Annotated in this window: 17 protein-coding genes; 2 read left to right on the top strand and 15 right to left on the bottom strand. The window is 44.2% G+C overall.

Going from position 1 to position 25,347, the window contains the following annotated elements:
• Positions 1–55: 55 nt before the first annotated feature.
• Positions 56–952 carry a DUF3221 domain-containing protein gene (locus tag EHS13_RS04240; protein ID WP_155699173.1) on the bottom strand — a complete coding sequence of 299 codons (897 nt, stop codon included), beginning with the start codon at positions 950–952 and terminating at the stop codon, positions 56–58.
• 165 nt (positions 953–1,117) lie between these two features.
• On the opposite strand from EHS13_RS04240, the gene EHS13_RS04235 reads away from it, so the two are divergent.
• A complete protein-coding gene (locus tag EHS13_RS04235) occupies positions 1,118–2,410 on the top strand; it encodes a stalk domain-containing protein (protein ID WP_155699172.1) in 1,293 nt (430 codons plus the stop codon).
• A gap of 177 nt (positions 2,411–2,587) precedes the next feature.
• Here the strand turns inward: EHS13_RS04235 and EHS13_RS04230 are convergent, their stop codons facing one another.
• The gene (locus EHS13_RS04230) at positions 2,588–8,281 is read right to left on the bottom strand and encodes an SGBP N-terminal domain-containing protein (RefSeq protein ID WP_155699171.1); all 5,694 of its coding nucleotides are present in this window, start codon (positions 8,279–8,281) and stop codon (positions 2,588–2,590) included.
• A gap of 350 nt (positions 8,282–8,631) precedes the next feature.
• Here EHS13_RS04230 and EHS13_RS04225 point away from each other — a divergent pair, with 350 nt between their 5' ends.
• Positions 8,632–11,187, top strand: a complete 2,556-nt coding sequence (locus EHS13_RS04225) for a winged helix-turn-helix domain-containing protein (protein ID WP_227013782.1) — start codon at positions 8,632–8,634, stop codon at positions 11,185–11,187.
• Positions 11,188–11,255: 68 nt separating this feature from the next.
• Here the strand turns inward: EHS13_RS04225 and EHS13_RS04220 are convergent, their stop codons facing one another.
• From EHS13_RS04220 to EHS13_RS04165, 13 genes are all read right to left on the bottom strand, one after another.
• Positions 11,256–12,269: an alpha/beta hydrolase family protein gene (locus EHS13_RS04220; protein WP_155699169.1), complete on the bottom strand. Its 1,014-nt coding sequence runs from the start codon at positions 12,267–12,269 to the stop codon at positions 11,256–11,258.
• 249 nt (positions 12,270–12,518) lie between these two features.
• Positions 12,519–13,223 carry an exonuclease/endonuclease/phosphatase family protein gene (locus EHS13_RS04215; RefSeq protein ID WP_155699168.1) on the bottom strand — a complete coding sequence of 235 codons (705 nt, stop codon included), beginning with the start codon at positions 13,221–13,223 and terminating at the stop codon, positions 12,519–12,521.
• A gap of 292 nt (positions 13,224–13,515) precedes the next feature.
• Positions 13,516–14,355, bottom strand: coding sequence for a C39 family peptidase (locus tag EHS13_RS04210; RefSeq protein ID WP_155699167.1), 840 nt, complete (start codon positions 14,353–14,355; stop codon positions 13,516–13,518).
• 179 nt (positions 14,356–14,534) lie between these two features.
• A complete protein-coding gene (locus tag EHS13_RS04205; RefSeq protein WP_155699166.1) occupies positions 14,535–14,810 on the bottom strand; it encodes a golvesin C-terminal-like domain-containing protein in 276 nt (91 codons plus the stop codon).
• On the bottom strand, positions 14,762–14,968 hold the full coding sequence (locus EHS13_RS36185) for a hypothetical protein (RefSeq protein ID WP_405083547.1): 207 nt from the start codon (positions 14,966–14,968) through the stop codon (positions 14,762–14,764). The genes EHS13_RS04205 and EHS13_RS36185 overlap by 49 nt, the downstream gene beginning before the upstream one ends.
• Complete coding sequence (locus EHS13_RS04200) at positions 14,911–15,303, bottom strand: helix-turn-helix transcriptional regulator (protein ID WP_227013781.1); 393 nt, start codon at positions 15,301–15,303, stop codon at positions 14,911–14,913. Before EHS13_RS04200 ends, EHS13_RS36185 begins: the two co-directional genes overlap by 58 nt.
• Positions 15,263–16,099: a response regulator gene (locus EHS13_RS04195; protein WP_155699164.1), complete on the bottom strand. Its 837-nt coding sequence runs from the start codon at positions 16,097–16,099 to the stop codon at positions 15,263–15,265. Before EHS13_RS04195 ends, EHS13_RS04200 begins: the two co-directional genes overlap by 41 nt.
• A gap of 228 nt (positions 16,100–16,327) precedes the next feature.
• Entirely contained in the window at positions 16,328–16,765 is a 438-nt protein-coding gene (locus EHS13_RS04190; protein WP_155699163.1) for a helix-turn-helix transcriptional regulator, read from the bottom strand.
• 14 nt (positions 16,766–16,779) lie between these two features.
• On the bottom strand, positions 16,780–17,067 hold the full coding sequence (locus tag EHS13_RS04185; RefSeq protein ID WP_405083570.1) for a hypothetical protein: 288 nt from the start codon (positions 17,065–17,067) through the stop codon (positions 16,780–16,782).
• A 276-nt stretch (positions 17,068–17,343) separates the two neighbouring features.
• Positions 17,344–21,885 carry a coiled-coil domain-containing protein gene (locus EHS13_RS04180; RefSeq protein WP_155699162.1) on the bottom strand — a complete coding sequence of 1,514 codons (4,542 nt, stop codon included), beginning with the start codon at positions 21,883–21,885 and terminating at the stop codon, positions 17,344–17,346.
• Positions 21,872–22,645, bottom strand: a complete 774-nt coding sequence (locus EHS13_RS04175; RefSeq protein WP_155699161.1) for a DUF6063 family protein — start codon at positions 22,643–22,645, stop codon at positions 21,872–21,874. The genes EHS13_RS04180 and EHS13_RS04175 overlap by 14 nt, the downstream gene beginning before the upstream one ends.
• Entirely contained in the window at positions 22,642–24,141 is a 1,500-nt protein-coding gene (locus EHS13_RS04170) for a hypothetical protein (RefSeq protein WP_155699160.1), read from the bottom strand. The genes EHS13_RS04175 and EHS13_RS04170 overlap by 4 nt, the downstream gene beginning before the upstream one ends.
• Positions 24,142–25,242 carry a Wadjet anti-phage system protein JetD domain-containing protein gene (locus EHS13_RS04165; protein ID WP_155699159.1) on the bottom strand — a complete coding sequence of 367 codons (1,101 nt, stop codon included), beginning with the start codon at positions 25,240–25,242 and terminating at the stop codon, positions 24,142–24,144.
• Positions 25,243–25,347: the final 105 nt, after the last annotated feature.

Genomic DNA, 25,347 nt, shown 5'->3' with positions numbered 1-25,347 from the left:
CATGATAGCGAGACTCAGTGTTTGCTCTATATAGTAGAAATGGTATTACAGCCCCTTAACGTTCGATGAGAACTTGCGTCACCATTTTCTCTGGTCCGAGTTCATATCCTGCAAACCAAATTTTCACACGATCTCCGATCTGGATTACGGAGGCGACCACATTTTCATCCTTTATCCACACTTGCACATTCTGAAGTAGCCGATACTTTATACCATCCACTTTGATGTAATACTCCTCGTTCACACCTTCGCCGGATTTCTCCACTCCTGTTACTATACCGCTCTCATCACCTATTCCATTATCCAATTCGGTAATTTCGAGGCGCAGTCCTGAAGTTTGCCCTGGGTAACTCGTCAACATCATTCCTTCACCCCATACCTTAACGGATGAGCCGATTTTCACATCCTTCGCTTGAAGCTCCTTTCCATTAAAGGTAATGAGCGCATCGTCCGTCATGCCGTACCATGCTCCGTCAGGCATTTTCTCTTCTTTGTCTAGATATCTATCCGATGAGATAACCAGAAATCTTCCCTCTTTGTCAATCGCAGTGATCTTGCCAGTCATCCCCGGTTGCTCTCCAATCATATATACAGAAATTCTAAGCGGAAATTCGCTTCCAATCGCCTCATAGATCGATTGTTTGAACTGGGCTTTCTCTTCATCCGACAGATCCGTCGAATGATCACCACCTATTCTACGGATCTCCAGGACACCTTCTTTTTCATCGCTGTATGAAGACTGAAACCTGACATTATGGCTTTTGAATACAGCCTCCAAAGAGGGAAGCCTATCAACATACTTTTCTAACTCTTCTTTAGAGATGGAGCTATCTTTATTGGATGTCTGGCTAGGTGCAGATCCCTCGCTTCCATTCACTGGTTTTCGCTCCCCGCAACCCGACAACAGCATCGTAACAACAATGGTAAAAACCATCACACCGAGTAACCTCATAAGCACGCCCCCTTTTCTTTCTTAGACGATCTCCTTCACAAAATAGTTGCTTTCTCTCCTGCCCATAACAAACTTCTTCTAAATTATCCCTTATTACCAGAAACTTTTCCCATATTTTTCCGTCTTAATAATGAAAGGTTTATATTTACGGATGGGGTGGATTGAATGATGAAGATTTTAGTCTATGTACGGGTGTTATTAGCTCTTATTCTTCTTTTTACTGTTTCTTTTTCGGGATTTTTTACCATTCCCAATGCCATCGCTTGCTCGAAAGGACATGTAAACACACTTGAAGAGGATTATTTGGTAGCTAATGCTATCTATACAGGGACGGTCACCCAGCTTGATGAGATTTATCTTAACGGCCGCTTGATGAAGCAAATGACGTTGAATTTTGATAATGTATATAAGGGCAAGCCACAGACAACCTTAGTGACCAGTTTCGATAGTGACCAGTGTGGTGTGGATGTAAAGATTGGAAGTCGTTATTTATTCTATGCATCGGGAAAACATCACCTGTATACAAGCGTATTTACTACATTTGACATGATTCGTTCCAAAGAAAGTGAACGCATATCGTGGTTGGAAAAACGTGCCGCTAACGCTCCCATCATTCATGTATTAGGTGAACAAAAAATAACAGCCTATGTAGCAAGTCGCTTGAATCTGGCGTTTGATGGCAAACCTGCATTACTCTCCTCGCCTGCACTGATTTATAACAACGTCACCTATGTCCCACTTGATTTCTTATCTCACTCTTTAAAGCTTCAGACTCACTGGAATCCGCAAGAAGCAACAATCGATATCTCAACTTCGAAAGGGAACGAAGTTGAATCCGAAACCTCCAATTGGCAGTCTTCACCTGCTAACGCCATAAACGCACCGACCCATTTACTTATCAAATATCAAAACATTCATTTTATTGTCAACGGATCTAAGTATCAACCGAATGAAGAACCGTTTATTCTACATAAACAAGTATATATCCCCTTACGTGCATTGGCCGAAAAGTTGGGGCTCGAAGTTTTTTGGGCTCAGGATTTGACTAGTGTGGATCACCCCTTTCCTAATGGTGAAAAACCTCCCGTTTTGGAGTTGAAGTTTTCCGTTAATTTCGGAATGGAAGCTGATTATATCGTTGATACACTTACTAAGACTTCTGTTACTTATCGTTATTTTGATTACCAACACACAAAAAAGCCTGAAACAAAACAACAGACTTCATCTTTTGAGAGCATGTTAAAAATGGTTGAAGGTCAAGGGATTCCCGCAAACCGAGTCCGGTTATTTCTTAAAGACGCATCTCAGGAAGTCGAATTAAAAATAGCCGGAAATCTAATGAAAGCCATCGAATCAGATCCATCTTATCGGCAAAAACTCGGTTCCTTGCTTGGTAAACCTATTAGTCTTTCTAATAAAGACACTCTTTTGATCACTTTGACAGATCTCCAAAAATAGAATTAAATGTACAGGAAGCGATGAGTTACTTCATATGTGAAATAAGACAAGGGTTATCCCTCAAGCCGTTTATTTACCGCTTAAAGGATAACCCTTGTTTGTTAATGATCTCATCTTGGACTTCTTGCATATCCATCCACTATGAACAACAATAAATGGGATTAAATAATAACTGAACTAAATGTGCAGAGACTCCAATAATTTGTATATCATCGCCGCGGCTTCGGCTCGGGTGACTGCTTTGCTTGAACGGAAGGTATCATCCCCATAACCGCTAAGAATAGTCGCCGATACTACAATATCGACTGATGCTCTAGCCCATGTTGGGATGCTGGAAGCATCTTTGAACCTGACCGAGTTTGCAGAGTTTACCGAGCTTACCACTAGGCTATCCGTTTGATTGGCTGTTGTATTTAACGCTTTTGCGATGATCACTGACATTTCGGCTCGAGTTATCGTTTGATTCGCTCTAAACCACATTTCTCCGTTCTCACTATAACCATGGATGAAGCCTGCTTCTACTAATGCAGCTACGTCTCCTTTGGACCAAGAAGGAATTTCGGCATCGTCCGCAAAATTCGTCGCGCCTTCGAAGGGCGAGATTCCAAGTGCTTTCGCAAGAATAGTGGCAAACTGGGCACGGGTTAAGGCTTCTTCGGGACGGAACATCTGATTTGGATACCCTTCGACGACTTCCATGCCAATCAATCGCTCGATATATGGCATCGCCCAATGTCCCCCTAAATCTAGAAACGGTTTCGGTTCGTAGTCATATACAGCAAATTTAGTAAAATGGTTGACGTAAATAGTAATTGTTCCATCCGCGTTAACGGTTCCACCGAGATAGATCCAACGCTCCAGAAGCTCGTTGTAATAATACACAGCAGCCCTGTTTCCGCTGATGACTTGATCTACATCGTACTTGAAGGTGATTTTAACAGGCTTTTTAAAAGTATCACCGGTCGAGCTGATGAACTCGAAAACTTGGCTCAACGCATGAAAATCTGGGGGTTCTGGAACCTGATCGTCTGGAACGACAGTGAATTTAATTTTGCCGTCCAAAGGCACCGACCCAGTCGGAATCGACAGCTTAACGAAATCTTTAAATTGCGCTTCCGCACCACCCTGTACAGTTACATCCACATACTGCTCGTCGTCGGTTGATATTGGCGTCGGCGTTGGGTCTGGTGTTGGTATCGGCGCTGATGTTGGTATCGGAGCTGGCGCAGGTATTGATGTGGGTCCTGGTGGAGCGACCACATTAGCAGGTGCCATCGTGACGGTCACCGTGTACGTCTGCGTCGAGTTGTCCGCAGCCGTTACCACATAAGTTACTGGCGATGTGAAATCGTTGGGCGTGGTTCCGCTGATTTGCGGCGTGCTGCCCACCTTCACCGTCGATCCCACATCGTTCGTAAAGGTTGCGATTAGACTCGTTACATCCGTTTCACTTGGCACCGTCAAGCTTATATTTGTGCCGCTGATCGTTCCCATGATGCCCGCAAAGCTATATGCCGTAATGTTCTTCGCACTGCTTAACGGTAGCGGTGGGGCTGGTGCCATCGTGACGGTAACCGTGTACGTCTGCGTCGAGTTGTCCGCAGCCGTTACCACATAAGTTACTGGTGACGTGAAATCGTTATGCGTGGTTCCGCTGATTTGTGGCGTGCTGCCCACCTTCACCGTCGATCCCACATCGTTCGTAAAGGTTGCAATCAGACTCGTTACATCCGTTTCACTTGGCACCGTCAAGCTTATAGTTGTGCCGCTGATCGTTCCCATGATGCCCGCAAAGCTATATGCCAGTATGTTCTTCGCGCTGCTCGGCAGCGACGATGGCGCTGGTGCCATCGTGACGGTAACCGTATATGTCTGAGTAGAGTTGTCCGCAGCCGTTACCACATAAAGTACTGGCGACGTGAAATCGTTAGGCGTGGTTCCGCTGATTTGCGGCGTGCTATCCACTTTCACCGTTGATCCCACATCGATCGTAAAGGTTGCGATCAGACTCGTTACATCCGTTTCACTTGGCACCGTCAAGCTTATAGTTGTGCCGCTGATCGTTCCCATGATGCCCGCAAAGCTATATGCCAGTATGTTCTTCGCGCTGCTCGGCGTTGGTGGTGGCGCTGGTGCCATCGTGGCGATCACCGTATATGTCTGAGTAGAGCTGTCCGCAGCCGTTACCACATAAAGTACTGGCGACGTGAAATCGTTGGGCGTGGTTCCGCTGATTTGCGGCGTGCTGCCCACCTTCACCGTCGATCCCGCATCGTTCGTAAAGGTTGCAATCAGACTCGTTACGTCCGTTCCACTTGGCACCGTCAAGCTAATATTTGTGCCGCTGATCGTTCCCATGATGCTCGCAAAGCTATACGCCGTAATGTTCTTCGCGCTGCTCGGCGGTTGCGGTGGCGCTGGTGCAACCGTGACGGTCACCGTATACGTCTGCGTCGAGTTGTCTGCAGCCGTTACCACATAAGTTACTGGCAACGTGAAATCGTTGTGCGACATTCCGCTGATTTGCGGCGTGCTGCCCACCTTCACCGTTGATTCCGCATCGTTCGCAAAGGTTGCGATCAGACTCGTTACGTCCGTTTCACTTGGCACCGTCAAGCTAATATTCGTGCCACTTATCGTTCCCGTAACCGATGGAGTCATTCCCGCAAAGCTATATGCCGTGATGTTTTTCGCGCTGCTCGGCGGTGGCGTTGGCGTTGGTGCAACCGTTACTGTCACCGTATACGTCTGCGTCGAATTGTCCGCAGCCGTTACCACATAAAGTACTGGCGACGTGAAATCGTTGAGCGTGGTTCCGCTGATTTGCGGCGTGCTGCCCACCTTCACCGTCGATCCCGCATCGTTCGTAAAGGTTGCAATCAGACTCGTTACGTCCGTTCCACTTGGCACCGTCAAGCTAATATTTGTGCCGCTAATCAATCCCGTAACCGATGGAGTCATTCCCGCAAAGCTATATGCCGTGATGTTCTTCATGCTGCTCGGCGGCGGCGATGGATCCCCAACGGAAATGGTAAACGATTGGCTTACGGAAGTATCTCCACCTCCATTTGCAGTCCCGCCATCATCTTTTAACGAGATCGCTACTGTGGCAGTACCGCTTGCATCGGCTTTTGGCGTAAAATGCAGCGTACCGCCGCTGTCAACAGAAGGTTGTTGTGTGAATAGTTCTGGATGGTCATTGTTGACCAAATACGTGAGTCCCTGAGAAGCTTCGTCAGTTGCTCCAGCAGAAATGTTTGTCGCCCAATCTGCGACTGCTTGTGCAGGTACATTATTCACCACATATTGGTCAGCACCCTTAGTAAATAAAGGCGCATCATTTACAGGCCGAACCTGCACCGAATACGATTGGGACGCTGATTTCGCTAAACCTGTCCCTCCGTTGCCTGTATCGGTGACGGTTAAGGTGACCGAATCCGTTCCATTGTAATTCCCGTCCGGCTGATAGCCTACGTTTTGAAGCGCAGCATTCAAATCAGCAACAACGCCGGAATAAGCAAGAAGTTTCGAATCGTTCTCCCCTGCAGTCAATGTAAGGCCGCTCGTTGCAGGTATGTGCACATTACCGTGCGTCGCTGACAATTGGACTGTCAACGTGGTGTCAGCCGTATCGACATCTCCGACTTCACCGAACGAGTTCACGATTGTGGTATCTTCATTGGCGGTCTGCTCTTCCGGCTGCATATTGAGAGGAGGGGCAAAAACGGACTGCTGCACGCCAATGAGCGTGCCATTATTGTCTCCGCCAGCGAGATCGGGAACTATATCGCCGATAACCTGTTCCATATCCAGATTCAGCTTCAGGCCCGGTTCGTTTCCTGACAGCTTACGATTGTAGTTCAGGCGAATTTCTGCATCACTCAACTTTCTGTCCCATACCCGAACCTCATCTATGTCAACATGGCCATATTTCCCTGCATACGCTAGGCTCGTATCATCGTCTTGCCCGATAAATAAATTGATGTTTTTGTTTAAACTTCGAAAAGTATCTACCTCTCTCACATACTGATAAATTCGCTGCCCATCCAAATATACGTTGTACTCCACTGTTATATTGTCTTCATCATAAAAATAGCTAATCGCGTAATGATGCCACTGGGTTATATCAACAGGCAGAGAAATATTTAATTTCACGTATTCAGTAGTTCCGCCTGATTTCATAAAATAAACGCTCATGGTCTTAGTATCCTTATTCGGATGCATAATAAAACCGTTCCCTCCTCTTGAAGAGAGGAGAACACCGCTCTCATTCCAAACTGGAGTACTCGACCGCGCCCACACTTCGGCTGTAAAATTGCGTCCCATTGGAAGAGCAGACACTTTGACCGAATTGCTGCTTCCATCGAAGTGAAGGGCGTGGTTAAGAGAAATCGTGGGGTGATAATTCATATTCAGACGGTTAACCGTGATAGTAAAAGTGGCTATAGCCGTGTCCACTCCACTTTGCGCTCTACCTCCGTCATCTTTAAGAATAACGGTAATTATCGCGCTTCCGTTAACGTCTGGCATCGGCTGGAAAGTTAATGTTCCGCTGCTGTCAACAGCGGGCTGTTCCAGAAACAGATACGACTTATCACTACTGACCAAAAAGGTCAAGTTCTGGATTTCATTAGGACCAGGCGATATGTTGGTTGCCCAGCCAGAGATAACCTGGCGCTCTGCACCTTCCTCCACCGTCAGATCGGTTCCTTTATCAAAGGATGGAGCTTCGTTAATTTTATGAATCATAATCGGATTCAAGTAGGTCGTGCTTGCGCTGCCGCTATCCGTAACGGTAACGGTCAGAGTATCCGCGCCATATTGATTGGCATTCGGCTGGTAAGTAAGGGATTGCATGGCGGTGTTCAAATCGTCCATCGTCCCCCTCCATATCATCAATGCAGAATGATCTGCCCCGCTTATCAGCGTAAGATTAACGGTTGAAGCGAACGATAACCTCCCTTTGGCAGCAGAAAGGCTCATCGAATATGGATCGCTTGGCGAAGCGGCATCGCTGTCTGTCAGCTCCAAGCTCGGCATTAGCCCTGGCTGACCTTCATCGAATACGATTGGTTGAGAAGCCAATACCCTCGTTCCTTCCGCATAACTTCCCTCTATAGACCCCACTTGACCGGGTTGGGCGAGGTTGTTCACACTTGGAGGACTAGTTTGAATAGATTCAAAGTTCCAATAAAGCACCAGGCCTGATTCGTTGCCGTACAGTCTGCGGTCTTTGTTTAAGGTGATATCCTCAGACTTACGGGCATAGTTCCAAATTCGAACTTCGTCGACCTCGACATTACCGAATCGTGTACCAGAGGAAACGGGATCTTTCCCCAGATAAACGTTACCATTGTGCGGACTGGTCCATCGACCAAGCAGTTTAATAGCTGACGTTGCAACAAGATTTCCGTCAAGGTAAAGCCTGACAGAGTCAATATCATATACAACTGCATAATGATGCCACTGCATAATATCATCGACATGGAAACTGACCGAAGCTTGAAAGGGTGTCTCATTCATACCGTTGAAACCCACAATATAGACATTTACAGTTTTGGTCCCTATAACGGGGTGCAGGATGAATCCGTTCCCCGACCTGGCGGATATTAGAAAACCGTCATCATTCCAAGTATCCGTGCCTGATTTGGCCCACACTTCCGCTGTAAATCTAGGCGCTAAGGGCACCGCGCCTGTTACGGCTGCATCGATTCCGTTCAAATTAATGGAACGACTCATTTTTTCTGTGACGGTTGGCGCTTGATTGCCTGTTGCATAAACCTCCTGCGAGCCAGTAAACACCGAGAGAGAAAAGAGACATACAACCATAAGCACAACGGCTGCTTTATGCATAACAGTGCTATTTTTCATCCTAAATCCCTCCTTATTATGAGACAGTACATTTTAATATTTTTAGACCTAATCAGAATCTAATTCTAGCAAGTGAAAAATGAAAAACAATTGACTAAGGTTAATTTCGCATTGTTTTTAGAGTATAATAATAAAAGCTATACATTCATTAATGTCTTGCCTATTTTACCAATGAAAAAATAATAAAACTATTAACCAAAGTTAACTCCAGCTATCGAAATCACAGTTAAAAAGAGGTTGTATTAGAGATAAAAAATAAAAGAGCAATACATCGCGGAGGTATAATGAATTCTTTCTTGGAACATGAGCCTATTATGCTCCATTCGAAAACAACCCCCCCCGTCTCCCGAATGAATCAGGTTACACGACAGAGACTGGTTGATTTAATTGAACAAGGTGTTCAAGGGAAGCTGACTCTGATCAGCGCTCCTGCTGGATTTGGAAAAACGACAATCCTCAGCCAATGGATACGTCAGACTGCATACACTACGGCTTGGCTCTCACTGGATGAGTTGGATAATGACTCTGTCCGCTTCTGGCGTTATGTCTCCAAAGGCTTAGCGAACGCTCTCCCAACAGCAACAGGCAATAGAATCGAACAGCTGGCACATAAGCTGCCTAATCTATCGATTAACACCTTTCTTGACGCGCTAATTAATGAGCTTCACACAGCCAATCAACCTACAGCACTCCTTCTTGATGATTATCACGTCATTGAAGAAACGAGCATTCATGACGGACTTTCCTATTTCATCGAGCATATTCCACAGCAGATTCATCTGCTTATTTCCAGCCGTAACGAACTGCCTTTTCCAACTGTAAAATGGAGAGTAAGAGATGAGATTACGATTATTGATACGCAGCAGTTGAAATTCACACTGCCCGAGTCTGAGGCTTTCTATCAAGAGACCGCTGGTCTTACTCTTTCTACTGAGCTTATTGCCCATCTCTTTTATCGAACCGAAGGTTGGATAACAGGGCTGCAATTGTTCTCTATTTCACTGCGGTCCGAAGCCGATTACGAACCCTTCATTGCTAACATTACTGGGTATAATCGGAACGTTGCCGATTACTTGTTCCATGAGGTCATAGCGAAGCTTCCTGAGGACATTCAGGATTTTCTTCTTTGTACGTCCGTACTAGAACGTCTGGATGCCAAAGCTTGTAATGACATCACACTTCGTTCAGATGGCATTCAAATGCTAGAGAAGCTGAAGGAGTGGAACCTGTTTCTCCTTCCGCTTGACGATCATGACATTTGGTATCGTTATCACCATCTATTCGCCGAATTTTTGCGAAATCTTGCAAAAAGAAAACACCCGGATTTGTGGTTATCGACGAACCTATTAGCTAGTAGCCATTTAGCAGAGCGAGGATTAATGGATGAAGCGATTGACCATGCCTTTGCTGCCAATGAGTACATATTTGCCGAAACCTTGCTATCCCGTCATATCTCCAATGTGCTTCAGCGCGGAGAATTTCCTACGCTGCTCAAGTGGTTCGACAGCCTGACCACTCATGCTAGCTTGTCACCCGAGATGTCGCTCATCTATGCCTTCATTCTCGTAGTAACGGGCCAAGCGGAAAGTGCGGGGCATCAGCTAAATCGAGTAGAGCAGCAATTTCACAGTATGGAATATGGAGAGGCACGCCAACAGCTGCAAAGTGGACTCTTGTTCGTGAAATCGAATCTTGTATTCGCTAGTGGTCAATTCGAGCAATGGTTTTCTTTCACCGCTGCCATCTTGGACGAATTTCTACCGCATAACTCCATCTTCTACAACTTTAACTATAACAAGACAGACCCCCTTGTCCGACGAAATGCATTCGGGTTAAAGGGGGTATTGTCAAAGGATACAGAAGCGATTGGCAAGCTGTTCTCGAATGTTCTAGAGAAGCATGGATGGGAGGATTCCCTCATTAATCTCTACCTTATTCAATCGCTAGCTGAGGGTTTCTATGAGTGGAATCGTTTAGAAGAAAGCCAAGATTTACTTCACAAGCTGGAAAGTGTTGCCCGTTTGCAGCAAATTCCCGGACTGTTTGTTCCCAACCGAATTACACAAGCTCATGTCTATTGGGCAAATGGCCAACCTGAGCTCTCTCACGCCATTTTAGAAGAAGCGATATCCATTGTCCTGAAGCTGGCCGAAACGCATTGGGTATCCTACTTGCGAGCTTGTCAATCTCAACTCTATCTCCTTCAAGGCCAACTTCCCGCTGCTAAGAAAGCAATGAGCATACTTCGTATATCTGCCAAAGAGAGACCTACCTTTAACAAGGAATTTGAGTATTTGGCCTTATCTCGTTTGCTTGGCGCACAGCATAAGGAGCTGGATGCACTTCGATTGCTCGAATTGCTGAAGCCCCAAGCACAGCGTGAGAACAGTCTCATGTGCAAAGTGGAGATTTCGATTATTCAAGCTTGCTTGCAGGAAAATCTGGGTCAACGCTCTCAAGCGCTAGCCGCTCTTCATGATGCACTCGTCATTGGAGAGGCCAATGGCTATATCCGGAGCTTCATCGATGCTGGGCAAGTTATGGCGAAACTGCTGGTTAAATACTTAGATCAAAAAAGCCGCTCAGATTCGTTGGATTCTTTCCCGTTCACACGAGTATCCAACACCTATATTCAGAAGCTGCTCGAAGCCTTTCCAAGCAAACAAAAGCAGGAAACGGCATTCCCGTCTCCTGCACTTATTGAAGAACTTACCCGGACTGAGCACCATCTCCTGAAGCTCATTCATCAAGGCGAATCGAACAAGCAGATTGCGGATAAGCTGAACTTATCAGTAGGGACCGTTAAAGTCTACGTTTCCAGACTCTACAGTAAATTAGACGTTTCCTCACGTACGCAAGCGTTGGTTAAGGCGCAGGAATTGCAGCTGCTCCATGCGCAGCAGTAAGCTGTTAACGTATATTTAACAAAGCTTTTCAAGAAAATAAAAGCCCAAGCAACAAATTGGATATGACATCATACCCAAACTCGACGAAACCAATCGTAAGCTACATCTCCTGATATTTCATGAGCACCTTCAAACAGATCTAATTCCAACTTCTCTTCTATTCCCAACAACTGGTAAACGCTCCGAATTTTCTCGAATGCTTCTAAGGTTGCATGTACAGGAAAAATTGGATCTCTTGTGCCAGCTTCGACCAGGAGAGGTCTTGGAGCGATCAATCCCAGTAGATCTGGCATTTCAGCCACAAGTGACAACCCTGGCACATAATTATCGATACAGTGATGAATGGATAAAATGCTTGCTTGAAATGTATTGGTAAAACCACTAACGACCGCAGCAGAAATTCGAGTATCTATTGCTGCAGCAAACGAACACACAAGCCCCCCGCCTGATATGCCCATACATCCGATTCGATCTGCGTCCACGTCCTCGCGAGTCAGTAAATAGTCTACACAGCGCAAAGTTTCAAATACTCGATATCCGGCCATAGTTTGGCCCATAGCTAAAAGAAAAGTTGAAAGACGTTTACAGGAGTTTGGTTCATGCGCTTCCTCAATCAGTTTCCGATCACCAAAGCCTAATAACTCCGGAGCGACCGTGATATAACCTCTATTAACCAATTCAATAGCAAAATTCTTTTGGTAGCCCACGTCCCCAGTCTTTTCTTCGCCATTTTCAGTTAATCCAACGATATCCTTACTTCCATATCCATGACCATGGCAAGCAATTACTGCTTCCGATCGCTCTTTGCGTTCTTTTGGGAGGAGGACATATATCGGCATGTAGAGCCCTGGATACGTTTGGATTTGAATCCTTTGACGAATATAAGTACCGCAGTCTTCTGATTCAAGAAGGACCGGGGAAAGTTCGGAAGTCTCAGAAGGGAAACCCCCTAGCAATTCCACGAACCGTTTCCGTAAACGCTCACTCCACTTGCTCCATTCCTCATTAGAAGATGCATGAAAACCTTCAGAGGGAGCAACACTCTCGTATAAATTCTTAAAATAATCATTCGGACTCCACATTACGGATACCCTCCACTAATTATATTTGTAATCTTGTTTCTAGAGATTCGAGATCTACAACTGATTCCCTCCATTTAAAATAATCTATGAAAAAAGAAATAATCACTCAATAAGGTTCGGAACCTATGAGTGATTATTTCGACCGAGTTAATATTTTGTAGCAGCAGCTCATTGAAGTATTTTCGCAAAAAAATAAGCCCCGCATTATAGCGAGACTCAATGTTTGCAGAAATAGTATTAGGTGTTGAATCATTTCAAAAATAATGATAACGGAACATGATCGCTTACAGGTCTCCAAAGATCGTAATTACCTACTGACACATCAACAAGTTTATCAAGCCACTTCGAGGGGATGAAGGCATAATCGATATGGTACCCCTTGTTCTGATTATAGTGTAAATAATATGTAGGTATGGTCTCACTTCCATGCAGTTCATTAAAATGGGTATGGTAGACACTGATTAGACCGTGATCGTTTAACAGATTCACAACGGTCGTATGATTGCCTACATGCGGTAACCTATCCCAAATTGCATTGCTATTCCAATCACCTATAACAATACATGTTTCATTTTGAAAGATTGATTCATACTGCCGAAGTGCAAGATACAATTGTCCTATGTAGCTTTGCTTTTTATCACTATGATCTTTAGTCCACACAATGAATATGGTGAATGTTTCAACTCCACTAACTAGAACAGGAACCACCCAATGGAACCTGTTCTCATAAGATGGATGTATAGATAATTTGTACAAATGATTAGAGAATATACCAATTCCTTTATTGGGGTTGTCGCCAAACCAGAGTGCATTTGTGAAAGTTGGGTCATAACATTTTTTTAACTTCTCCATTGATTCACATTCTTGGATTACTGCGATATCGGGTAACATTTCCGCGATTCGAACCCACTTTTTCCGAAATGCTTGGCTGCAATTCCAAGAGATAATTCTCATCACAAAACCTCCAGTTGATTCTAAATAAACGAATATATATTTAGAGAGATTCTAGAGCTTATGTAGATAATTTCTAAATGATTAATTTTAATTTATTACAAATGTGCTACGTTTAAAATTTCGTTTGCATTTTATAGAGGACAAGACTTGATATGGCTGTTTGCCTTTTATAAAAACACAAAACAAATCTAGTTATATTACTTTTAAAGACTTGTCGTATTCAATAGAATGTATGGCTGCCAAGTGGCTGGTGGTTGGGATTAGGTTTAAATAGCTCACTCCAAAATTATTATTATTGAGCATAGCTTACAGCCTGCTGACCTAGTTGCGTCCAGCTTTCTAAGAATGGTTGCTTTGCTATTTTCTCTGCCTTTTCCCCGTTGGCGGGGTTATTTATGTAAACATATTCCTCGTCATATCCTACTAATAAAACAGTGTGCTCTTCAAAAGTAGCACGAATTGTGCGGCCATCTATGGACTTCCATTCAACCCAATTATTAACGGAAGTAAAGTTTGATGTTGTCCAGACGACTACCGGATTACCTTGAGAAATTTGTCTTTCAATCTCAGTGAACTCATTTCCAGTCAAATCAACCATGTGACCATTAGAGATTTGCGCAAGTAAATCACCTATAGGCTTGTGATAGACCCCATAGCCCATCTTCTTTCCAGTTATATCACCAACAAAACCAAGATCAGGGTCTCCCCATACTTCAATTGAACCGTCTTCAGCATTTTGAAGTGGTGTCTCATCTTTAACTAACATTCTAATAAGCTCCTGCCTGTTGAAAGGAAGTTTTAGATAATTAACTAGCATGGCCAAGCTCGTAATCTCGCAACCATTATAATAATCAGGGAACTGCGACATAGCAGGTACATCTATAAGAAATTCCTTAACAGGAGGAGCAGGAGTAACAGTCGGAGTACTCACTTGACTGGTTTCATAGACTACCTCTTCAACCGTTTGCTCAAGAATGGGTACTTTAGTTTCTAGCCTATTTTCTATCTCGGCTACTGGAAAATCTGATTGTCTTACTGTTGTTGTGGAAGTGGGCTGATCTCCATTAGAGCATGAGCTACAGAAAACAATAACCAGAACAAGAGCAATCTGTATCAACCATCGTTTAGACATATTGCGCCCGCAAATTTGCCTGAATAGCGTTAATAGTATTGAAAATGCGAATTACTTTATCGATCATCGCCATACTCCTTAACTGTCATAAGATAAAATTCTCATAATATGACAATTCGACAAATCGGCCTCAATTCCCTCTTGATAGGAGTAGATCTGCTACAGATTGCTACTCCTGATCAGTTGTAAGTGCCGATTAAAACCCATAGATTGCTGTTTATCGTTTGGTTCACTGATTTTGATATATCGGTAGAGTTGCCGCCATTGTATTTAATTTTTATCGGCGCTGCATCTGGACGGTTGTTAAAAGCCGGCCATCGCATATAGACCTGATAGCTGCCTGCCTGAGTAATGGTAGGTGTCCATTTTGCCGTTTTACCCGTATCGACACCAGCTGTATTATCTGTTAAATAATTAGCCCCATAGTATCCGGCTGTAGTGTGCTTGCAGTCCAAGTCCCTGTTGTGACAAAACCGCTTCCGCTATTATCCATCTCAATCCCGGTTGCTTCTGTGCCTGTGACTTTAAGCATGACGACATTATGCGATAGCACACTTATACTGAAACTCCCAGTGAAGGAACCCAGCTCGGAGTTGGACCACAGATTTCGCACGCTGGCGGATCTTTAAGCAATTCTTTAGCCTGCTTAATTCTTACTGAGGTTAAATATTCATTGATCGTTACACCTGTTTCCTGTTTAAATAATAGGCATATATAAGTCGAGGTTAAATAAACTTCCTTGGCGATATCATCTACTAATAAATTTTCTGAATAACGCTTGTCCATAACGGATCGGATGCGTTCAATAACATTCTTAGATTTACCGCTGCGTTTCTCGCCAATTAATCGGCAAACATCAATTAAATAGGACTCCACCAGCTTTCGCAGATCGAGAATGGTTTCTTGCTTAATAATCAGCTCCCACAGACTGTGCTCTCTCTCTTCCATTTCTTGAGCTTGGATATTCAGCTCCAGCATAAGCCTGCTTCCGAGAAGAAGCAGGCTTATGCTGGACAACAATGCTGCCATATTTAATGCCTTCTCTGCGGTTATTTGATAGAGCGGCAAAAATTTCAATTAAAACAACAGACAGCTTCTCGGAATCCGCCGATTTAAGAATCGAAAGCAAATGCTCATTCTCCTTAGCTTCAAACCGATAAAAGTTCTCATCATGTACCTTCATATTATCCATAGAAATGATTTGGTTTTTACCCAAGTACCACTTTTGATCGGTTGCTTCCCGTGCTTGAGAATAAGAGTGCGGTAAATCCGCTAAATGGTTCACTTGTTCTCCTACGCCGATTGTAACACTAATTTTCAACCAACGGAGCAGATTATCCCGCACATCCTCAGCTAGGGCGTACAATTGATCTTCCTTATGCTCCTCAGCCTGAATACATACAACGCCAACAAATTCCCCGCTTTGATTCTCAAATGCATAACCGCTCATATAACGTTCGATTAACTCTTGAACAATATTCAGAATGGAGTAAGAAGTAATAAATATAATTTTCAAATGGGGGAATCTGCTTCTCAATGCTAAAGATAAACGAATCCCATCCATATTCGGCATTAGCACATCGGTTAGAATTAAATCCGGCTGAAGTTGCTCGATTAGCTCCAATGCAATATCACCATCTTCAGCCTCACCTACAACCTCAATATCATAGGCACTCCAGTCAAAAAAAGTACGTAAACCGTTACGAACTGAAGGCTCATCGTCCACAATGACTAATTTGTACATGCTACTCCAGCTCCTATCCTAATTAAGCAAGTAACTTTGAAAACGTTTTCAAATAGTTTGTAATTTATTATATCAAAATAAATTAACCGTAAGTAGATGGTAATCTTTCGGTTTCTGGTAATATTCTATAAAGATATAGCAAAGAGGATCTAGGTGCTAGCCTGATCCTCCATATCCAATATTCAAAATCAAATTTAATAACTGTTGGACGAACTGTTTTGGATACTCTTATGCGCCTAATGCTGCAGCAATTTCAATATTTATCGTTGCTTTCATTCCCATTGCACTCATAACAGCCTCAATTTTCTCTGTGGTTGCTCCATAATACTCATTTCGCTCATCTCTAGATATTTGCGCTTCCGACACTTCCAGTTTTTTAGCTAACTCAGATTGAGTCATATTCATATATATTCTAAACGCTATAAGGCTTTTTCCAATATCCGTAAACTTGTGAATCGGATTAAACAACCCTCTTTTTACTCTTTCATAATACTCAACTTCTTCCTTCAATTGTTCATGAAAAGAAATTAATGGCTCAACTGCCATGTTAACCTGTTCATCATTAAGACCCATTTCTACAAAACGAACCTTTTCCTTCGTAGTAAATATCTTATCTTGTTTCAATTTTTCCAGTGCCTTTTGATAGGCTGTTTCGTTTTTTATCAATTTCCTCAACTCCTTTATTTAATAATTTTCACTATTCCTTTTGGTTCTAATGTATCCCTTGTTTTTCTAAATGCAGCAGGAAACATCTGCTCTAAACCATGTTCATCGACGATCCCTGACGATTGTCCGATATGCGGATATAGTTCAACCTTGTATCGATGCCACATAGGCAGCTGCCATTTTGCAGAATTTCGGTCATAAATGCGATCTTTCCAGCTCCAAATTTTATGGGGGTCGATTGAGTTTAGTTCTCTTACAATGTCCGGTAAGGTTCTTACATCAGCCACGAAGTAACCATCTATATCACTAGGGCTTGCTTTGTCTTCAACAAATGAACCATCTATATAAATTTCTGTTATAACGTAATTGATTTAATGTCATCGGGTAGTCTTGTGCAGCTAATAAACCATTATCATTAAATATCAACATAGTTAGCCTCCGAAAACCCGAAATCGCACGATATATTACTAGACATAATTGTTAACTTAACCTATATGTTAATTTTATTATAAACCTGTTTATTAAGGACTTCAAGTGTTTACTTACAAATTTAATGAAGCTTTTACTTATTCTCATTCTCAATCAAACAAACTTAATTGATCCTCAAATGTTCTTCCACCATGCTGGAGCTGCTCGATGATTGTTTCACCTTGTGTGGAACGCTTTAGCTCCAATTCCCAGAACACGGGAAACCGGCGGCTTACATCCATCTTAATTAACTCAGGCGGTGCTAAGACGACCCATTGAAAATTTAAAACCTCAGCAATAGCAAAAATCGGATCGAGAATATGCACGGATACTGCTTGTCCAAACGGATTGTCCGAAATCAAGACCGACCATTGCTTGGTCTGCCTAATTTGCCGTTTATGCGTTAACAGCATCATCATAATCAGTGTGCGCGCTGCTAATAACTGCCCTCCGCTGCCTTTAGCTTCCGTAATCGAACCTTTGTTCAATGTTTCCCATTCTGTATAATGATGCTTCTTAGGCGTCTCATAATAAAATACATTCGTTGTTTGGGGTTTATAAATATACATGACAGGATAGCGATTCTTCAAAGCAACCATGACAATTTTGCTATCATTCATCCATTCAGCCAAGACAGCATCCGGTACACTCTCCAAGCTTTCAAACTTCGCAAGCAGCTCCTCAATACAGCTAACAAAATACCCCTTTAATAAAAGCTGGATATCCTCTTCCCGCTCAGGTAAATCTCCTTGCTTCATCTCCATTTTTACAAGTGGAAAGCGATGTCCAGATTGATTAATAATCGTCATGCGACTAGCCATGGAGCGCATTGATTTAATGATGCTAATCACGTGCTTGCTTGCTCTACTCGTCCAAAGCTCTCGTGCGTGCTCCGATTTCAACTTATCTAACAATAGTGTCTCGATTTCATAGTGTGCATGCTCCTTCATACTCCGCAGAAGCTCCAAAGTCGGATCATACTGATCCCATTGAACGGGAAGCAGGGTTCGCTGCAAACTCTCTTTCAGCTCTGAATCCCAAGCTTGAGCGCGAATGGTTTGCAAGAAATTCTCTTTAGTTGATAATACAGTTGCCCGTAAAGACCCCCGTTTATCAGCTAAACGCTTGTTCTGTTCGATCCACTGATTGACCAACTGATCTGCACCTATTTTGACAGTTTGCCGAATGGCAGCAGGGATTTCAAAAACAGCAGTTTGCGATATCGTTTGTGAAATAATAAGCTTCATTAGATAACCTAAATTAGCTAATCTACTCTCATAAGTTGCCAACAGATGACTGCATTCAGCCAAAAAGGTATATGCCTTATCCAAGCCTAGCTTCAGCTCAGCTTCTCGCAATGAAAGGTCTTCCCCTTCCCAAGCCTCTGCCACCCGGCCATGCTTATCACTATTCTTAACTGCCAATCGCTCGACATCTTGAGAAGTTAGCTTGGCTTGAGTCACAAATTCCAAATGCCCATTTTTGTAAGCCTGCAGCTCGAGTTCTTTAGCTAGCCTAACTCCCGTTGCCTTCTGCCATTCACTCCGCAAAACCTCCATGGCCAATTCAGCAAAAGATTCTTCACGCCATTCACCATTTAGCAGATCAAGCTCGCTTTCCTTTGCTTTGAGCCCATCCTGCTTATAAGCTAGGCTCACATTCAGCCTGACTAATTCGATATTATTCTGCTCCAGCGTTTGGCTGAGCCCTTGCCATTTCGTAATTAAGTGCTTCAAGTTCGACGAGTGATCTTGGGCAAACAAGCCAGATGCTGTTTGATTCACAGACTCATCAAGTCGCTCATGAGATAACCGTTCAAAATTAAAGTCGATGGAAGTGAGCGATACTTGCAGCTGTTGGAGCAGGCTTTTTTGCGCTTCCTTCCAATGTAGAGCTGCTCGGTCCAAAGCGAATAAATCGCTATCTATTTCTTTGCTAAGCGCGGCATTTGCCGTTAGTTTTGTTTGAAGCTCCAGCTTTTCAGCTTGCAGCGATTTTTTCTGAGAACGCCATTGCTGGTACTCCTTGCATTTAACTGTCCAATCACGAAGCGTTTTTAAGTCCGCATCACATTGCGCAATTTCTTTTCTTATCTCTTCAATAGTAGCTTCATAAGTCTTAAGTTGTTCCGTGATCAAAGTAAGTTTCTGGGCTGTTTTGATTTCCAAATCAGCTTGAGATTGGAGCTCTTCAGTAAGTTGATCCAGTACCAAACCCAAAGCTAGCGAATCCGCTTGCGCCGAATCTAACTCCAGCTCCGCATATAACGCTTCACCTTGTTCGATCTGAGCTTCGATTAACCCGATATTCTCTTGCATAATCGAGGTCTGTTCATTTAAGCTGATCTGCCACTGCTTATAATGATCCTGTTCGACTGACATGCGCAAGCCTTCATCCCGCAGCAGCAAACCACCATTTTGCAACGAGATAAATTCTTGGTTCGGCTCCTCCAATAACATCTGAGCCGATTCCATTGTCTCACGCAGATAAATCGGCACAGGTGCACGCAGCAAAAGTAAGCGCAGCTTAACAAGATCAAGCTTCCGCCAATCTCTTTCCAACAGCACTATACCGTAGGGCAGCAAAGGGTTCGTAGTCAGCAGCTGCAACGACTGCTCGGATGGCATTGATTGCAATAATTGCGTACCATAAGCAACGTTTATCCCCTGAGCCTCCAAGGTTGATTTCAGCGTACTAACCGCTTGATTAGGAATCCAATAATCATTCTGAGCGAGTGCAGTATCAAGCTGATGTGTCCAGAAAGCCTGTTGTTGGCTAGTTAATTCCGCCTTTCTAGCAGCAATAAGCTGCTCAAGCTGCTGCTTTTTGTCCTGAAGCCACTGCCGTGAAACAGCAGGAGCCCATGAGCAAGCAATACGGAGAAATCCAGCCAATTTATGTGCTAGGCGTTCCTCCTCCGACCGCTTCTCATCCCGCTTCAATGTCATCTGATTCCATTCTTTTTGGAGAAATCCAAGCGTTGTTAGCAGGCTTTGCCTTGCTTTAATGCTTGCTTCCTTCTCTTTTTCCGCCTGTTGCTTATCCTTCTGTACAGCTTTCAATACCTCCGAGCGTTGCTCCCAAACACCATCGAATTGCTTCACCAGCACCTCAGGTTTTTCATTGGCCGCTTGCCCGAATCGTTGCACCATCGTCATCGCTTCGTTATTCCACTGCTGCTGCTTCGCATTCAAACCACCGATTTGTTCACTGAGTCCATTGATCTCCTCATTTAGCCGCTCATTATGAGCTTGAACATCATCTCTACTGCCCTTTATACTTGTAAGCTCTAGTTCATAAACGCTTAAAGCCTGCTCCCAATGCTCAGAAACCTGCTGCCATTCTGCTTCAAGCAAGGGGAGGATAGTCTGCATTTCCTGCTGCAAATCCTTGTGCTCCGATTGCTGCTGCAGCTCCCGCACCTGGTCTTGAATCAGCTTTCTGTCACGCAGCATCAACTGTCTTTCGTTCCATAATACCGCCGTATGCTGCTGTATCTCCTGCTTCACATTTACCTGCAACTGCAGCTGCGTTTCGTTCAGCTTCAGCTCCGTCTCACTGGCTTGCTGCTGATAGCTTTGCCAATCCTTCCACTTGCGCGCATACTCGAGGTTATCCTCCTGCCATAACAAAACCTTCAGCTGACCCTCACTCTCAAGCTTACTTTGCTCCCATTTGAGCTTCTCTTGCTCCTGCTCGCCCTTCCACTCACGCAGCGCATGATGGATTACATTCCCCTCGTCACTATGAAGCTGTTGCTTCCCCTCATGCAAGGCACTCTGCTCCAAGCTTCCAATCAACGGCTCCAATAACTGCAATAAGTGAAGAAACGCATCCTCTCGCTTCAATAGCTTGGGGAGATTTTGCGCAATTCGAGCATTATTCTTAAAAATATCCAACAGCGTCCCAATCTTCCCTACCTCGTCCGTACTCGTTAAATGTCGGCTGATTTCAGGAATAATGAGATGGTGAAACAAGGCATGATTATCCTGGCCTTTTTTGAAAAAAGCCTCGACTCCGCCCTCTTGGCGATTAATGTCCCGCAGCAGCTCCCATTCTTTACGATCAATATCAAAGGTAAGAAGCAGCTCAAAGTAATCCTTGGTTTGATTCGCCGTATATGTTCTGAACTGCGCTTTATGTTTATTAAGAAATTCCTTCCATTCCTGAAAAGAAACGGTTTTCTTCGTTCCCTGATCTATCAACGGTAAAGCCTCGATCTCGTAATCACTGGGTTTAGTAAACTCATGGGTGTACAGCATATATCTGGGCTCTGCGCCCTCCCCATCGCTATCTCCGCTGTCCGTTTTCTCTTGTGCAGTCACCGCAATACCGGTAGTCAACCATTTGACCGGATAAGTATCTAAACGCCATTCAATAACAACATGAAAGGTATAAGGCACAAACTGCTTGTGATCATTATAAAATAACGCCTCGATCCGATTCTCACTCTTAGCGCCCCACTTGGTCAGAGGCATAAGCAGCTGAAACAGCATTTGCAGCAGCAATCCTTTACCACCGCCGTTCATTAACGCCAATAGCGTATGTTGAGGTTCAGAGCCATTGATAAAATCAAGTGTCGTATCGGCATATTGCTTGCGCATACTGTCATATTTAATTCCAACTAAACGTACCTTCTCAATACGCGGCATTTGGATTATCCTCCGTTTCTTCCGTGGTCGTGAATGCCTGAGCAATCGCAGCCTTCATCGCTTGATAACGATCCTGCTGGTGATAGATCGCTTCCATGCGTTCATATAATTCGTTCCGTGGAATAATCCGCTTCTCATCCTCGCTAATATAGACCAAATTCTCATCCCGAATCGTGCGAATCGCCATATGAATCAGCCCAATATGCGTTTTCCGTGTGCCAATCAAGCGTCCTTCTTTATCTGAATCATCATCGACAGCCATCGTTTCCCAAAGCTCTGCGATTTCCTCAATCGCAATTCCCCAATTCGCACTAAAGGCAGTTGCAGACACTAGCTGCTCCTGTTTCCAACGCATCAAGACCGCATGCACCTGCTTCTCCAGCTGATAATAGGACACGCCATTCGTCTCCGCCCTCATTCGCCGCGCTGCTTCCACATCCACTTCCGCTAGAAAGACCAGTAGAATCACATTCATCAGATAGAAATATTTTTTGGATTCAATATCTGTATAACGCTTTCTCATTTGGGTAAAAGAAGTCGCGAAAACCGAGCCCTCCGCCCGCGCCACCAAATGCACATGACTGGGTGCTTGGACGATCATTACACCCGCTTCATCCGCCATCACCTTCAGTGCTTCACGCACCTCATCCTGCTCAAAAAATGCCGTAAGCAAATGATCCTGATTTGGAATCATTTTTCGCCTCAGCAACTGAAAAAATATCGTCGAAGCCTGCTGCACATACTCTATATGAATGCTCATGGGGGGGAACTCCTTATCTCAATCCGAAATGGGGTTATGACAACGCCCTTCCAGCGAATCATCGCTTTGCCAGGCTCAATAGTCGCTATAATCTGCTTGCCGATTAGCTCACGCATCCGTCCATTCTTACGAAGCAGCCAACGCAGCAGGAGCAATCGCTCGTCCGAGCTTTTTTCCTCCGTATCTAACTCTGGTACCATAAAGCTGCTTCCATAGAACATCAGCCAGAGGTCAATCGCTTCCTTTTGCCGTGTCCATGCATGCTGAACTTCTAAGGATACATCGCGCAGCTGAGATAACGAGTAAGAGCCATATTCCACAACCTCGTGCATAATAGGTCCCCACAGCTGGCAAATCTCATCCCAATCCACTATTCGCCCTGGCTGATTCCCCTCATCCACTTCATTCTTATCAACCGGCTCTTGCTCCAACATCTGCTCTCCCAGCATATCCTGCTCTTGCCAAATCCAATCCATTGGGAAAATAAAGTCAGGCTGCGGTGAAAAAAGCGGCTGCAGCACAAAGCTCATCGCATCGGGATGAGGCAAGCCATTCTTCGCAATCGCATCCTCCCATATCGTTTGGCGAAAAGTAACATTCGATTGCTTCCAGAATAAATGTGGGAATTTATACCTTAGTTCGATTTCTAGAGACATATTCTGCAGCACACATTGGGCAAAACGATCATGAACCAGACGAGTCTGTTCAATTTTGTCCTGCAGCTGTCGCTGTTCTTCCGTAGGTGTTCCGCTCAAACGATGCAGCGTATGCAGCAGCTCGTCAAAGCGCAGTTTCTCTTCATCAAATTGCTTTTTTATCTCCGCCTCACGTTTGCTACGCAGCTTGATCCCTTGCTGAAAAATCATTTTCGGATTACGCCTTATATCCTCCTGATATTCCAGCTCCTGCTGAATCAAGCGCCGCACCCGTGCCAGCAAATCATCCAAACCACGCTGCGCTTTACGAAAATTACCGCGTTTCATCTGCTGCTGAATATACATTTGATCAATACTGATCTCCAGCTCCTGCAGCCATTCGCGACTCATAAAAATAATCTCTAAAGCTTCCTCTGTAAGCTGGTAAACGGTTTTTCCGCCTTTAGCCCAATCAGACGCATAGCGATCCTCCTTCAGATAACGAAACGTATGCGTGTCCATTATGGCGCTTTTTTCATCATAATAACTAGCGATGAACGGCTGTTGCAATTCAGGATCCTTATACCACAGCAAGCCCTCAACTAAACGTTCCACCTGCTCCGGCAGCACTTCAAACCCAAGCTTCATCCCCTCGATCATCTGCCCAGCAGACTCCATCAAATCGAAGCGAGTTCGTTGCTGATTGCTATCCAGCTCTCGATAAAACACCTCAAGCAAGAGCAATAATGAAAGCATAGGTGCATAGTCGTTCAAGGAGCCCAGGCTCATGCTTTTACCTAATGACCATAGAGGATTCAAGCGCTTTATTCGTTCTCCAAAACCGTCTAAACGATCATTCATCTAGCTGTCTCCCATCACGCGCTGAAGAGTTTCTATTGTAATCACTTCTTGAGGAATTCTAACTTGGCTTGTCCAGCATTGCTTAATAATCGCTAACGCCTGCTCAGAGATATTCGTCGCCAGCTCAAACTCCTGAAGAATCGTGATAAAATGTATTTCATTGGATTGTTGCCCTGTGATAAATTGAAAAGGTATACGTGCCAGCTCAGCCATACATCCGTAAATCGAAGCCGCAAGCTGAAGAGGATACTCGGGGAACTTAGCTCTCAGACGGGCATAGATACTCCAGCCCTCCGGATCTATATCCCCTGCATAATATAATTGAATGATGGACTGATTGAAAATCTCCTGATAAAAGGGTAAGCTGGCTTCGATCTTCTTGCCCTCTCCATAGATTATCGCATCAGGAATTAAACCAAGCAAATCAATCCCTTGCTCGAGTGCTCTTTTGCAGGTATGAAACATCGATAAATTCTCAACAATTAATACCTGTTTTGCTTCCGATAAAGGAACCCCTGGACGCGGCCAATAAACAAACGGCTCGCCGTAAACCTTGGCTTTCAAATCGGCTAGACTGAGACCCAATCGTCGTAGAAATTGCAATCCAAGCTCCGAGGAAAGCCACTTTTCCGCTTGAAACAGCTCCAAAGCTCGCTCCTCACGCGTAACCCATTCCCGCTTATCCCGCTCTTGCAGAAACTGATAAACCCGCTCAATTCGCTGCCATTCTTCCGCCGATTGTAGATTAGGCTGCAATCGATATTTATGCAGCTGCAAACGATCCGACATCTTCAGCATTTGCAGCGTATCCCATGTGCTCTCTATTCTATGAGGGATGATCCAATAAGAGGATTTAAGCTCGGGCTGCCGCCCATTGCTTTTTGCGCTCGTGATGGATTCAAGCCTCCCTTGTTGGAGGAGGTCTTGGATGGCTAAATGCAGGCTTATGTATCCGCCTGCTTCCTGGTAATAACTAATTTCAATATAGTTGCTACGGATATAAATCTCCGCTGAATGTGTATCTAGCTTCCGCCTTTGCTGCGGTTTGTCCTTAATAATAAGAGCTATGTATTGAAGCAATAATTGGGAGATTGTGAACATGGTACACCTGCTAACTGAAAAATCATACGCATGAAATACTTAAAATTAATGCACTATTTGAGTATATCATAGTGCTATCGACTTACATTAAACAAACAAGAAAAA

This window comes from Paenibacillus psychroresistens (assembly GCF_009728935.1).
GTDB classification, from domain to species: domain Bacteria; phylum Bacillota; class Bacilli; order Paenibacillales; family NBRC-103111; genus Paenibacillus_AC; species Paenibacillus_AC psychroresistens.
Note: the sequence above shows the minus strand (reverse complement) of the source record. Positions and strands in the feature narration are given on the sequence as shown.

What these genes read in the sequence shown, in the direction of transcription:
- EHS13_RS04235 (WP_155699172.1), top strand. Translation starts at nt 1,118, where the DNA reads ATGATGAAGATTTTAGTCTATGTACGGGTGTTATTAGCTCTTATTCTT.
- EHS13_RS04225 (WP_227013782.1), top strand. Translation starts at nt 8,632, where the DNA reads ATGAATCAGGTTACACGACAGAGACTGGTTGATTTAATTGAACAAGGT.
- EHS13_RS04210 (WP_155699167.1), bottom strand. Translation starts at nt 14,355, where the DNA reads ATGTCTAAACGATGGTTGATACAGATTGCTCTTGTTCTGGTTATTGTT.
- EHS13_RS04195 (WP_155699164.1), bottom strand. Translation starts at nt 16,099, where the DNA reads ATGTACAAATTAGTCATTGTGGACGATGAGCCTTCAGTTCGTAACGGT.
- EHS13_RS04175 (WP_155699161.1), bottom strand. Translation starts at nt 22,645, where the DNA reads ATGAGCATTCATATAGAGTATGTGCAGCAGGCTTCGACGATATTTTTT.
- EHS13_RS04170 (WP_155699160.1), bottom strand. Translation starts at nt 24,141, where the DNA reads ATGAATGATCGTTTAGACGGTTTTGGAGAACGAATAAAGCGCTTGAAT.
- EHS13_RS04180 (WP_155699162.1), bottom strand. Translation starts at nt 21,885, where the DNA reads ATGCCGCGTATTGAGAAGGTACGTTTAGTTGGAATTAAATATGACAGT.
- EHS13_RS04200 (WP_227013781.1), bottom strand. Translation starts at nt 15,303, where the DNA reads ATGGAAGAGAGAGAGCACAGTCTGTGGGAGCTGATTATTAAGCAAGAA.
- EHS13_RS04240 (WP_155699173.1), bottom strand. Translation starts at nt 952, where the DNA reads ATGAGGTTACTCGGTGTGATGGTTTTTACCATTGTTGTTACGATGCTG.
- EHS13_RS04165 (WP_155699159.1), bottom strand. Translation starts at nt 25,242, where the DNA reads ATGTTCACAATCTCCCAATTATTGCTTCAATACATAGCTCTTATTATT.
- EHS13_RS04215 (WP_155699168.1), bottom strand. Translation starts at nt 13,223, where the DNA reads ATGAGAATTATCTCTTGGAATTGCAGCCAAGCATTTCGGAAAAAGTGG.
- EHS13_RS04230 (WP_155699171.1), bottom strand. Translation starts at nt 8,281, where the DNA reads ATGAAAAATAGCACTGTTATGCATAAAGCAGCCGTTGTGCTTATGGTT.
- EHS13_RS04220 (WP_155699169.1), bottom strand. Translation starts at nt 12,269, where the DNA reads ATGTGGAGTCCGAATGATTATTTTAAGAATTTATACGAGAGTGTTGCT.